This is a genomic window from Pedococcus soli, from assembly GCF_054782575.1.
On the sequence record NZ_BAAGSF010000006.1, the window covers coordinates 664203 to 676442 of the forward strand.

The window sequence follows — 12240 nt, forward strand, 5'->3', positions numbered from 1 at the left end:
CGCGGACCTAGTCTCGCGGCATGCCGACGACGCCTGCGCTCCTCGACCTGACCGGACGGACCGCCCTGGTGACCGGCGCCGCGAGCGGGATCGGCGCCTCGTGCGTCGAGCGGCTCGCAGCGGCCGGGGCGCGGGTGCACGCGGTGGACCGGGACAAGGAGGGCCTCGAGCGGTTCGCGTCCTTCACCGGGGTCGAGACCCTGCCGACCGACCTGTCCGACCTCGCGGCCGTCGACCAGCTCCCGGGCGACGTCGACATCCTCGTCAACAACGCCGGCATCCAGCACGTCAGCCCGATCCACGAGTTCCCGGTCGAGACGTGGGACCTCATCATCCGGCTCATGCTCACCTCGCCGTTCCGGCTCACCCGCCGGGTGCTCCCCCACATGTACGCGCAGGGGTTCGGCCGGATCGTCAACGTCTCCAGCGTCCACGGCCTGCGCGCGAGCGCCTTCAAGGCCGCCTACGTGTCGGCCAAGCACGGCCTCGAGGGGCTGTCGAAGGTCACGGCCCTCGAGGGCGCCGAGCACGGTGTCACGAGCAACTGCGTCAACCCGGCGTACGTCCGGACGCCCCTCGTGGAGAAGCAGATCGCCGACCAGGCGTCGTCGCACGGCATCAGCGAGGACGACGTGGTCAGCCAGATCATGCTCGAACCCGTCGCGGTGAAGCGGCTCGTGGAGGCCGATGAGGTCGCCGAGCTCGTGGCGTTCCTGTGCGGCCCCTCTGCTGCCTCGGTGTCGGGGGCGTCCTTCGCGATGGACGGCGGTTGGACGGCCCACTGACCGCACCCGGCCGCCTAGGATCCGACTCGATGGACGCCCACGACGACTCAGCGATGACCCTCCTGCGCCTGCTGGCGGAGGGGGCACCCGCGTCGGAGCTGGGGACCGTGGCCGATCCCGGTGGTGAGGCCCGCGAGCTGGCCCTGCGGGTGCGGGCGGCGTTCGACTCACGGCGCCGCCGCGAGGCGGAGCTGACCGCGCTCGTGGAGACCGCGCGGGACCTCGCCGCCCTGCGCGACCCCAGCGGCATCCTCGAGGCGATCGTCCGGCGGGCCCGCACCCTCATCGGCACCGACGTCGCCTACCTCACGCTGTACGACCCCCGGGCCGGTGACACCTTCATGCGTGCCACCGACGGCTCGGTCAGTGTGGAGTTCCAGAGCGTGCGACTCTCCCTCGGCGACGGCCTCGGCGGCCTGGTCGCCTCGACGCGCAAGCCCTACTGGAGCGCCGACTACCTGCACGACCACCGGTTCCAGCACACCGGGACCATCGACAGCGCCGTCGGTGACGAAGGCCTGGTGTCGATCTGCGGGACCCCGCTCACCGTCGAGGACGAGTTCGTCGGGGTGCTCTTCGCCGCGAACCGCTCACCGCGACCGTTCTCCCCCGACCAGGTCGCCCTGCTCGGCTCGCTCGCCGCGCTGGCCGCCGTCTCCATCGTGCAGACCCGCAGCGCCGAAGAGGTCCGCCGCCACACGGCCGGGGTCGAGCGGGCCGCTGCCGCGCACGACCGGTTCGCCGAGCTGGTGCTCGCCGGTGGTGGGGTCGACGACATCACCAAGGCGCTCGGCGACCTGCTCGGTGGCTGGGTCGTGCTGCTGGGTTCCGAGGGTGAGTGCCTCAGCACGCACGGTGACGCGCCGCCGACCGACGACTCCCGCGCGGGCCTGCTGGCCGACTCCCCCGTCGTCCGGATGACGCAGGCCTCGGGCCGCCTCGCCCACGACGCCCCGGGCGACCGGTGGGCCATCGGCGTCAAGGCTCCGCAGACCCCGCTCGGAGTGCTGGTGCTGGGCGGTGTCGGGGTCCTCGACGACGCCGACCGGCGCACCGTCGAGCGCGCCTCCGTCGTCACCGCCCTCGTGCTCCTGTTCGAGCGCACCGCCGCAGAGGCCGAGCAGCGGGTGCGCACCGACCTCGTCGCCGACCTCGTCAGCGGACGCGGCGACCCCCAGACCCTCGCCTCGCGCGCGCGCGGCGAGGGCGTCGACCCCACCGTCCCCCACGCCGTACTGGTAGCGGACGCCGACGGCCAGGTGCCGCGCCGCACCCTGCTGCTCGCCGCCCACGCGGCGGCCGGACCGGACTCCGTGGTGGGCGAGCACGACGGTCGCGTCGTGGCGCTGGTCCCCTCCGACGACGCCCACCAGGCGGCCGGCGAGCTGGCCCGTCGGCTGGGCCGCCTCGGCCGGGTCAGCGTCGGCGCCGCAGGGCCCGTGAGCCTCGGCGACGACGTCCCGGCCACCTGGGCGGAGGCGGTGCGGACCGTTCAGGCGCTGGAGTCGCTCGGCCTCGGCGGCACCGGCGCCAGCTCGGCCCACCTCGGCTTCGCGGGCCTCGTCGTCGGTTCGGCCCCCGACGTGGACGGCTACGTCACCGACCACCTCGGCCCCCTGCTCGACTACGACGCCAGGCGCGGCTCCGAGCTGGTGAAGACCCTGCAGGCCTACTTCGACGCCGGTGGCAGCCCGCGGCACGCCGCGACCCAGCTGCACGTCCACGTCAACACGGTGAGCCAGCGGCTCGAACGCATCTCGGCACTGCTGGGCGCGCACTGGCAGCAGCCGGACCCGGCCTTGGAGCTGCAGCTGGCACTGCGGCTGCGCCGGCTCAGTGCAGGCGCGTCGCCAGCGACGTCGCCACCGCGTCGGCGGTGAGCCCCAGCTCGTCCAGGAGCTGACCGCGCGAGGCGTGGTCGAGGAACGTCTTCGGTATGCCGTGCAGGTGCACCGGCACGTCGAGGCCGGCGTCGCGCAGGGCGACCGTGACGGCCACCCCCACACCGCTCGTGACGAGGTTGTCCTCGACGACCGCGACGGCACCGGCGGTGCGGGCCAGTTCGACCAGGTCGTCGCTCACGGGCAGCACCCAGCGCGGGTCGACCGCGGTGACCCGCAGTCCCTGCGCCTCGAGCTTCCCGGCCACGTCGACGGACAGCGCGGCGAACGCACCCACCCCCACGACGAGCAGGTCGCAGGCCTCCGTCGACGTCTCGTGCAGGACGTCCAGCGAACCCACCTGGCGCACGGCCGGCACCGGGTCGCCCACGTCGCCCTTGGGGAAACGGATCACGGTCGGGGCGTCGGCGACGTCCACGGCCTCGCGCAGCTGCATACGGACCTGCTGGCCGTCACGCGGCGCGGCGAGGCGCAGGCCGGGGACGATCGAGGCGATCGCCATGTCCCACATGCCGTTGTGCGACGCGCCGTCGCTGCCGGTGACGCCGGCACGGTCGAGGACGAAGGTGATGCCGGCCTTGTGCAGCGCGGCGTCCATGAGCAGCTGGTCGAACGCGCGGTTGAGGAACGTCGCGTAGACCGCCACCACCGGGTGCAGCCCGGCGAACGCCAGCCCGCTGGCCATGGTCGTCGCGTGCTGCTCGGCGATGCCGACGTCGAACACGCGGTCGGGGTAGGCCGCGGCGAACCCGTCGAGCCCGACGGGGATGAGCATCGCCGCGGTGAGGGCGACGAGGTCGGGGCGCTCGGCGCCGAGGGCGACCATCTCGTCGTTGAACTCGTCGGTCCAGATCCGACCGCTGACCTCGAACGGCAGCCCTGTCTCGGGGTTGATCTTGCCGACGCTGTGGAACTGGTCGGCGTCGTCGTTGACGGCCGGCTGGTAGCCCCGGCCCTTCTGGGTGATGACGTGCACCAGCACCGGCCCACCGAAGGCGCGGGCCTTGCGCAGCGCGGACTCCAGCGCCGGTTCGTCGTGCCCGTCGACCGGGCCGAGGTACTTCAGGCCCAGGTCCTCGAACATCCCCTGCGGGGCGACGATGTCCTTGATGCCCTTCTTCATGCCGTGCAACGTCTCGTACATCGCGCCGCCCACGACTGGGGTGCGGTGCAGGGTGTTCTTGCCCCAGTCGAGGAACCGCTCGTAGCCCCGGGTCGTGCGCAGCGTGGCGAGGTGGTCCGCGAGTCCGCCGATGGTGGGAGCGTAGGAACGCTCGTTGTCGTTGACGATGATCGTCAGCGGCAGGTCCTTGTCGGCGGCGATGTTGTTGATGGCCTCCCACGCCATGCCGCCGGTGAGTGCCCCGTCACCGATGACGGCGACCGTGTGGCGCCCGCGCTCGCCCTTGAGGCGGCGCGCCTTGGCGATGCCGTCCGCCCACGACAGGGCGGTGGAGGCGTGCGAGTTCTCGACGACGTCGTGCTCGGACTCGGCGCGGCTGGGGTAGCCGGACAGGCCGCCCTGCTTCTTGAGCTTGCTGAAGTCGTGGCGGCCGGTCAGCAGCTTGTGGACGTAGGACTGGTGGCCGGTGTCGAAGACGATCGTGTCGCGGGGGCTGTCGAAGACCCGGTGCAGGGCGATGGTGAGCTCGACGACACCGAGGTTGGGTCCGAGGTGGCCACCGGTCTTGGACACCGACTCCACGAGGAACGCACGGATCTCACGGGCGAGCTCGGCGACCTGGGGCGCGGGCAGCGCCTTGAGGTCGGCGGGGCTCTGGATCGTCTCGAGCAGTCCCACGCAGGGCCGTCCTTTCACACAGTCGGTTCGCCCGGTCGACCGCAGCGGGTCCACGCCACGGTCCACCGCATCGGGCAAGCGACTGAGTCTAAGCGTTGCGGCTAGGCGTTGCCGCCGCGCACCCTGACCTCGACACCGTGCGGTGTCCCGGTCACCTCGACCTGCCCGTCCCTGTCAACGCTCACGGTGACGGTGGCGTCCCCGATGCGCAGTCCCTCGACCCGCACCGCGCCGAACGGGGCCGGCACCACCGGGTCGATGTCGACGTACCCGGCGGGCACGTCGGCCCGCAGCCCGAGGGCGACCGTGACGAGGGCACCCGCGGACGCCGCCGACCAGGCCTGCGGACGGCACGACGCCGGGTAGGGCGACGGGCGGCCCATCATGGGCAACCCGGAGTACAGCTCGGGCCAGCGGTGGTCGAACGCCTCCCCCGAGGCGACGAGCGAGCGGGCCACGAGGGCGCTCTCGGCCCGATGTCCTTCTCGCGCAAGGCCCAGAGCAGCGATGGCCGTGTCGTGGGTCCAGATCGAACCGGTGTGGTACCCGATGGGGTTGAAGCCACCGTTGCCGCTGCCGAGGGTGCGGATGCCGAACTCGTCGAGCAGCTCCTCGCCGGTCAGCTGGGCGGCGACCGAGGCGGACTCGGCCTCCGTCAGGACACCGGTGCCGAGGACGTGCCCCATGTTGGAACCGAGGCCGTCGACGGCCTCGCCGTGCCCGTCGAGCGCGATCGCGAGGTGGCGACCGGCGTCGGTCTGCACCCAGAACCGGTCCGCGATCCGCTCGCGCAGCTCCTTGGCCTGCCGCTCGGCGTCGTCCGCCCCGTCCTCACCCAGGGCGCGCAGGAGGCGCGCGGCGCCGGAGAGGGCCTCGACGGCATACGCCTGGGCCTCGACGAGAGCGATGGGGGCGTCGGCGACGCGCCCGTCGCGCCAGCGGATGGAGTCTCCGGAGTCCTTCCAGCCCTGGTTGGCCAGGCCGCTGCCGGAGGTGTCGAGGTACTTGAGCAGCCCGTCGTCGTCGGGGCGGCCGTCCGTGGTGAGCCAGCCCAGGGCGGCGCGCACGTTGGGCAGCAGGGCACGCACCTCGTCCTCGGCCAGACCCCACTGCCACGCCTCCACGAGCAACGTCACCCACAGAGCCGTGGCGTCGACCGTGCCGTAGTAGACGGGCGGCAGCGCCAGTCCGCTCTCGGGATCGAGGTATGCCGTGCGGCGCAGCTCGTGGGGGATCTTGCCAGGCGCCTCGGCGCTCCGCGGGTCGACCTTCGTCCCCTGCCTGCGCGCGAGGACGCGCAGGGTGCCACCGGCGAGGTCGGTACCGAAGGGCAGCATCATGCGCGCAGCCCAGATGGAGTCACGTCCGAAGAGCGTGAGGTACCAAGGGGTTCCGGCCGCGGCGAACACGTCGTCGGCGTCCTCGGGGTCGCGCAGCAGCAGGTTCTGGAGGTCGTCCACCGAACGGGCGACGAGCTGGCTCAGCCGCGGGTCGTCGGCGACGACCCGCACCCCGGCCCAGGTGACGGCGGCGTGCCCGGGGTCTGCGTCCAGGGCCGATGCGGACTCGCGGGACGTCGCGACACGCAGGGTGGCCTCGGTGCTCCCACCGGGTTCGGCCGACAGCTGCAGGTCGACGACGGCCCGACCGTCGGACAGGACCACGGCAGCGGGCGCCGGGTCGAGCTCGACACGGGTCGTGTGCCGGTCGAAGGAGAACACGAGGGCGTCACCCTCGCGGGACGGGAGCACCTGGGGTTGCACGACGTGCCCGGCCTTGACGGAGCCGATCGGTGCACCGTCGCCGGCCAGCTCGACGCTCAGCGTGGTCGTGACCGTCTGGCTGGCCCGCGAGGTGAGGACCAGCCGCTCGACCATGGCACCGTCCTCGAGCACCCGGGTGCGGTGCACCTCGACGGTGGGGTCAGGGCCGGGGTTGCCGAGGTTGCGGGCCGAGAGCACGAACTCGGCGCGCGCGCCGCTCGCACCCTGGGCCACGAAGGCGGGTGCTTCGCCGTCGAGCCGAACGGTCGCCGTGCTGAGCACCCGCACGTCGTCGACGTACAGACCGTGCGGGGTCCCCGGGTCGATGTCCCCACAGGTACCGGACAGGGCCGTGGCGTTGCCGTTCACGCAGATGGTGAGCTCGTGGAGCCAGGGTTGCCGCGCCGGGACAGCTGCTCCGGCAGCCTCCGTCGCCTCGTGGTCGGACACCTGTTTGCCTTCTCTCCGTCGACGTCTGGGCAGGTCAGCGAGCTGTCGGCACCGTCGCGACGACGCAGCGCGCCAGCTCGGTCGGTCGGTTCGCCATCCCATCATGCCCTTGACGATGCCGGGTGCGTGCAGCATGCTCGCATTTGTTGGAACGTTCAAACCCGTTCCGATTTGAACGATCACATCGCACGACCAGATCGCAAGGGAGCGAGCCATGGCGGAAGGGTCGAGGGTCACCGTGCCGTCGACGCGGGCGACCATCGTCGACGTCGCCCGTGCCGCTCGCGTCTCCCGCCAGACCGTGAGCAACGTGCTCAACCGCCCGGACAAGGTCGCTCCCCCGACGCTGGAACGCGTCCGCGCGGAGATCGCCCGCCTCGGGTTCACCCCTCACGTCACGGCCCAGCAGCTGCGCCGTCGCAAGGCTGCCGCGTTCGGGTTCGAGGTCAACCCCTCCGGCCACGCCAGGATGGGCCACATCCTCGACGAGTTCCTCGTCCAGCTCACCGTCGCCGCACCCGGCCACGGCTCGCACGTCATGACCTTCGCCCCGGATCCCGAGGACGTCGTCGAGGGCTACCGGCAGACCCTCGCCACCGGACTCGTCGACGGGTTCGTCCTCGCGGACACCCGTCCCGGCGACCCCCGCCCGCAGTGGCTGCTCGAGCACGACGTGCCCTTCGTCGCCTTCGGTCGCGTCTGGGACCTGCCCGACCTGCACCAGTGGGTCGACGTCGACGGCGGGATCGGCGTCCGCCACGCCGTGGCACACCTCGTCGAGGCCGGGTACGACCGGATCGGCTTCCTCGGCTGGCCGGCCGGCTCCCCCGTCGGCGACGACCGCCGGAACGGCTGGCTCGCGGGGCTCGCCGACGCCGGCCGCACCGACCCCGACGAGGCCGAGGCCGAGGAGTCGGTGCAGGACCTCGACCAGGCCACCGCAGCGGCCGAGCGCCTGCTCGCCCGCCTCGGTCCCGGGAGCGCCGTCGTCTGCGCCTCCGACATGCTCGCCCTCGGCGCCGTCCGCGCCGCCCGCAACGCGGGCCTGGCCCTCGGCCCGGACGTCGGCGTGGTCGGTTTCGACGACACCGACGTGGCCGAGGCCCTATCGGTCACAAGCATCCGGCAGCCCATCGCCGAGGCGGCCCAGACCGCCTGGCGGATGCTCCTGTCCCCCCGAAGCACCGAACCCGTCCTGCTCGTCCCCGAGCTCACGGTTCGTTCCAGCAGCACCCGCACCCCCTCGTCGGCGGCCACCCGGCCGCACGACACTCTCATCACCGAGGAGCAGCAATGAGGCGCACCACCACCATGGGACTGGTCCTCGTGACCACGTCCGCACTTGCCCTGTCCGCTTGTGGCGGAGGCGGGTTCGACAGCAAGAGCTCCAGCCCCCAGCAGACGTCCGGCCCGGCCAAGCTGCAGATCCTCATCGGCACGTCCGGCGACGCGGAGACGGCCGCGGTCAAGGCCGCCGCCGACGCGTGGAGCAAGAAGTCCGGCAACACCGCGGAGGTCGTCGTGGCCTCCGACCTCAACCAGCAGCTCGGCCAGGGCTTCGCCGGCGGCACGCCCCCGGACGTCTTCTACGCCGATGCCGCCCGGATCGGCGATTTCGCCAAGGCCGGCAACCTGTACGCGTACGGAGACCAGGTCAAGGACGCCGGCTACCTCGACAGCCTCGTCCAGACCTACACCTACGACGGCAAGCTCCAGTGCGCGCCGAAGGACTTCTCGACCTTGGGCCTGATCATCAACACCGACCTCTGGACCAAGGCGGGCCTGACCGACGCTGACATCCCGAAGGACTGGACCGGCCTGGAGACCGTCGCCAAGAAGCTCACCAGCGGCAAGGTCACCGGCCTCGTCATCGGTGGCGAGTGGGCCCGCCTCGGCGCGTTCATGCTGCAGTCCGGCGGCTGGGTCGTCAGCAAGGACGGCAAGACGGTCACCGCCGACTCCCCCGAGAACGTCGCGGGCCTGACCGAGGCGCAGAAGCTGCTCAAGTCCGGCTCGATGAAGTACGCCAAGCAGGTCGACGCGGGCTGGGGTGGTGAGGCGCTCGGCAAGGGCAAGGCCGCTATGACCATCGAGGGCAACTGGATCCGCGGTGCGCTCAAGAACGACTTCCCCGACATCAAGACCAAGGTGGTCGAGCTCCCCGCCGGTCCGGCCGGCAAGGGCACGCTGCTGTTCAGCAACTGCTGGGGCATCGCCGCCAAGTCCAAGAACCAGGCGGCCGCAGTCGACCTCGTGAAGTCGCTGACCTCCGTGGACCAGCAGATGACCTTCGCCAAGGCCTTCGGCGTCATGCCGTCCACCACCGAGGGCGCCAAGCAGTACGCCGCGCAGTTCCCGGACGACGCGGCGTTCGCCGCCGGTGGCGACTACGGCACCGGCCCGGTCAACCTCGCCGGCTTCGACCCGGTGATGTCGGCGTTCAACACCGACCTCGAGCAGCTGGCCACCAAGGACCCCAAGTCCATCCTGGCCACCCTGCAGAAGAACGGTGACTCGGCCCTCAAGGGCCAGTGACCGTGACCACCACCACCATCGGGTCCCGTCGCCGCCAGCGCGGCGGCGGGATCCGCGGTCGCGAGGGAGCAGCCGGCTGGTTGTTCATCTCGCCCATGATCATCGTGCTGGGCCTGTTCCTGTTCATCCCGGTCCTGATGGCGCTTTACGTCAGCTTCACCGGTTGGAAGGGCAACGGCTCGCCGTTCCAGGGCGGGGAGAACGCCCCGATGGTCGGAGTGCGCAACTACACGGCGCTCTTCACCCAGGACGGCCTGAAGCGCGACAACTTCATGCAGTCACTGGGCAACAACTTCTGGTACGTCTTCTTCGTCGTGCCGCTGCAAACCGCCATCTCGTTCTTTCTGGCCCTGATCGTCAGCAACCGCTTCCTCAAGGGCAAGAGCTTCTTTCGGACCGCGTTCTACTTCCCTTCGGTGACCAGCTCGATCGCGATCAGCGTGGTGTTCCTCTTCCTGTTCGCCAACTCCGGCGCGGTCAACGCCGTCCTGGAGATCTTCGGGATCCAGGGACCCGCGTGGTTCAGCGACTCCCGCGGGCTGTTCCACATCTTCTTCAACGCCGTGGGCGTCGAGGACAATCCGTCGTGGGCCCAGGGCGAGGTGCTCGGCAGGTCGGTCTGGGAGTGGATCTCCGGACCGTCGGTGGCGATGTGCGTCGTCATCATCCTCGCGATCTGGACCACCACCGGCACGTTCATGCTGATGTTCCTGGCCGCGCTGCAGGACCTGCCCGTCGAGGTCGACGAAGCAGCGGCCCTCGATGGGGTCTCCCCCTGGCAGAAGCTGCGATTCGTCACGCTGCCGATGCTCAAGCCGACGATCTTCCTCGTCACCACCCTCGGACTGATCGGCACGTGGCAGGTCTTCGACCAGATCTACGTCATGGGCAAGGGTGCGCCGGCCAACACGACGCTGACCCCTGCCTTCCTGTCCTACAAGCAGTCCTTCACGAGCCTCGACTACGGCAGCGGTGCGGCCATGTCGTTCATCGTGTTCCTGCTGATCATCGCGCTCACCGGGTTCCAGCGGTGGCTCATGCGCGACAAGGACACCCCGCGACGTGGCCGGCGCGAACCTATGGCCACATCGGGCACCCGAAGCGGACCCGCGGCCCCGGCCACCGCGGTCCTGGCCAACGACGAGGTCGCCGACTCCGGCGCAGCGAGAGGCACGACGCTATGACCAGGCGCACCACCGGATGGAAGCTCATCCTCTTCTATGTCGTGCTCGTGCTGTTCTCGGTGATCTACCTCTACCCGTTCCTCATCCAGATCGCGACGTCGTTCAAGACCGACAGCGCCTCGACCGACAGCCCCCTGAGCCTGGTGCCCAACCCGTTCGACACCACGGCATGGAAGCGCATCTTCGGCATCGGTGGCGACAGCTCCGTGCCGATCACGCGCTGGTTGGGCAACTCGGTCGTGATCACCCTGGTCGTGACCGCCGCCAGGGTGTTCTTCGACAGCCTGGCGGGATATGCGTTGTCCCGGTTGAAGTTCCGGGGCCGCAAGTTCATGTTCGCGACCGTCTTGGCCGTGATGAGCGTCCCCGGCGTGGCCCTGCTCATCCCGAAGTTCCTCATGGTCAGCTACCTCGGGATCTACAACACCTACTCCGCGATGGTGCTGCCCCTGCTCGTGGACGCGGCCGGGGTGTTCATCATGAAGCAGTTCTTCGACTCCATCTCGGTGTCGGTCGAGGAGGCCGCCCGGATCGACGGGGCCGGGGTGTTCCGCACCTTCTGGTCGGTGGTGCTGCCGATGGCACGACCGGCCCTGATCACCTTGACGATCCTGTCGTTCCAGGGGTCGTGGAACGAGTTCACGCACTTCCTGGTGACCACGCAGAGCCCGGAGCTCAAGACCCTGGTGACGGGACTGGCGAGCCTGGCCAGCGGTGATCTAGGCGCCGGATCGCAGTACCCGCTCAAGCTCGGTGCGGCGTTGCTCACCACCATCCCGGTGGCCCTGCTGTTCTTCGCCTTCCAGCGGCAGTTCGTCCGTGGCGGCAACGAGGGTGCCGACAAGGGCTAGCGCGATCGGGGCCTCACAGCTGCAGGCGGGCCGGAGGGACGCACCCGGCCCGTCTGCACCGCTTCGCCGCGTGCGCCCAGGCTCTGGTGTCCCCGGACCGGGTGCAGCCTTCCCCGGCCCACCCCAGGCGCCATACGGCAGGGTGGGCCCGTTTGGCCACGACCGGAGGACACCGCGCCGGGTTCGCGCGACGACCGGTGGTGGACGGGCCACCGCGCGAAGATCGAGGAGGCCGCGCTCAGCGCCTCGGGCTGACGGCGAGGTAGACGGTGTTGGCGGACTCGCCGCCGGTGAGCGGGTTGGGGAACGGGACCACGTGGGCGTCGGCGCGCTCGAAGGCCTCCCCCATGCGTCGCACCACCTCGGGCTCCGGCGGCTCGTCGGACCACAGCGCGAACACCCCACCGTCGACGAGCATCGCGCCCACCCGGGCGAAGCCCTCGACGGTGTAGAGGTCACCGTGGTCGTCGCGCAGCAGCCAGTCCGGCGCGTGGTCGATGTCCACCAGCACCGCGTCGTACGTGCGGTCGGCGCGGCCGGTCCGCACCACGTCGAAGAAGTCGTCGCGGACCAGGCGCACGCGGGGGTCAGCCGCCAGCCCACGGGTGTCCGGGAACAGGTCTCGCTCGTGCCAGGAGATGACGGCCTCGAGCGCCTCGATGACGGTCAGCTCGGCGACGCGGTCGTCCTCGAGGGCGGCGGCCGCCGTGTACCCGAGGCCCAGGCCGCCGACGAGGACCGTGAGCGAGGTGCCGGGCGTGGCGGCCAGCCCGATGCGCGACAGCTCCTGCTCACCCACGGTGAACTGGCTGGACATGAGGAAGTCGTCGCCGAGCTTGACCTCGTGCACGTCGCGCTCGGTGACGCGGTCCCAGCGCCGCCGAAGGCTGATCTCGCCCCAAGGGGTGTCGCCGAAGTCCAGCTCCTCGATCTTCACCTGCCGAGACTAGTCCCGTCACGCCCGGCCCCG

General features: G+C 70.9%; 9 protein-coding genes. 6 read left to right on the forward strand and 3 right to left on the reverse strand.

Annotated elements, in window-relative coordinates; genetic code table 11:
* Positions 1-20 precede the first annotated feature (20 nt).
* Both ACYVKF_RS18450 and ACYVKF_RS18455 read left to right on the forward strand, forming a co-directional pair.
* On the forward strand, positions 21-785 hold the full coding sequence (locus tag ACYVKF_RS18450) for a 3-hydroxybutyrate dehydrogenase (protein ID WP_056914790.1): 765 nt from the start codon (positions 21-23) through the stop codon (positions 783-785).
* A gap of 29 nt (positions 786-814) precedes the next feature.
* On the forward strand, positions 815-2665 hold the full coding sequence (locus ACYVKF_RS18455; protein ID WP_056918499.1) for a helix-turn-helix domain-containing protein: 1851 nt from the start codon (positions 815-817) through the stop codon (positions 2663-2665).
* Here ACYVKF_RS18455 and dxs read toward each other — a convergent pair.
* Together dxs and ACYVKF_RS18465 are read right to left on the reverse strand one after the other, a co-directional pair.
* Positions 2619-4487, reverse strand: coding sequence for a 1-deoxy-D-xylulose-5-phosphate synthase (dxs, locus tag ACYVKF_RS18460; protein WP_056914792.1), 1869 nt, complete (start codon positions 4485-4487; stop codon positions 2619-2621). The two genes, ACYVKF_RS18455 and dxs, sit on opposite strands and share 47 nt — an antisense overlap.
* Positions 4488-4588: 101 nt before the next feature.
* Entirely contained in the window at positions 4589-6700 is a 2112-nt protein-coding gene (locus ACYVKF_RS18465; protein ID WP_460968380.1) for an amylo-alpha-1,6-glucosidase, read from the reverse strand.
* 214 nt (positions 6701-6914) lie between these two features.
* Here ACYVKF_RS18465 and ACYVKF_RS18470 point away from each other — a divergent pair, with 214 nt between their 5' ends.
* Genes ACYVKF_RS18470 through ACYVKF_RS18485 form a run of 4 tightly spaced genes read left to right on the forward strand, consistent with a single transcriptional unit; the run spans position 6915 to position 11270 of the window.
* Positions 6915-7997: a LacI family DNA-binding transcriptional regulator gene (locus ACYVKF_RS18470; protein ID WP_460968382.1), complete on the forward strand. Its 1083-nt coding sequence runs from the start codon at positions 6915-6917 to the stop codon at positions 7995-7997.
* Complete coding sequence (locus ACYVKF_RS18475) at positions 7994-9235, forward strand: sugar ABC transporter substrate-binding protein (protein WP_460968384.1); 1242 nt, start codon at positions 7994-7996, stop codon at positions 9233-9235. Before ACYVKF_RS18470 ends, ACYVKF_RS18475 begins: the two co-directional genes overlap by 4 nt.
* A 2-nt stretch (positions 9236-9237) precedes the next feature.
* Entirely contained in the window at positions 9238-10419 is a 1182-nt protein-coding gene (locus tag ACYVKF_RS18480) for a carbohydrate ABC transporter permease (protein WP_460968386.1), read from the forward strand.
* A complete protein-coding gene (locus ACYVKF_RS18485; protein WP_056918496.1) occupies positions 10416-11270 on the forward strand; it encodes a carbohydrate ABC transporter permease in 855 nt (284 codons plus the stop codon). Before ACYVKF_RS18480 ends, ACYVKF_RS18485 begins: the two co-directional genes overlap by 4 nt.
* 238 nt (positions 11271-11508) lie before the next feature.
* Here ACYVKF_RS18485 and ACYVKF_RS18490 read toward each other — a convergent pair whose 3' ends face one another.
* A complete protein-coding gene (locus tag ACYVKF_RS18490; protein WP_056914797.1) occupies positions 11509-12207 on the reverse strand; it encodes a spermidine synthase in 699 nt (232 codons plus the stop codon).
* Positions 12208-12240: the final 33 nt, after the last annotated feature.

What these genes read in the sequence shown, in the direction of transcription:
- ACYVKF_RS18450 (WP_056914790.1), top strand. Translation starts at nt 21, where the DNA reads ATGCCGACGACGCCTGCGCTCCTCGACCTGACCGGACGGACCGCCCTG.
- ACYVKF_RS18455 (WP_056918499.1), top strand. Translation starts at nt 815, where the DNA reads ATGGACGCCCACGACGACTCAGCGATGACCCTCCTGCGCCTGCTGGCG.
- ACYVKF_RS18470 (WP_460968382.1), top strand. Translation starts at nt 6,915, where the DNA reads ATGGCGGAAGGGTCGAGGGTCACCGTGCCGTCGACGCGGGCGACCATC.
- ACYVKF_RS18475 (WP_460968384.1), top strand. Translation starts at nt 7,994, where the DNA reads ATGAGGCGCACCACCACCATGGGACTGGTCCTCGTGACCACGTCCGCA.
- ACYVKF_RS18485 (WP_056918496.1), top strand. Translation starts at nt 10,416, where the DNA reads ATGACCAGGCGCACCACCGGATGGAAGCTCATCCTCTTCTATGTCGTG.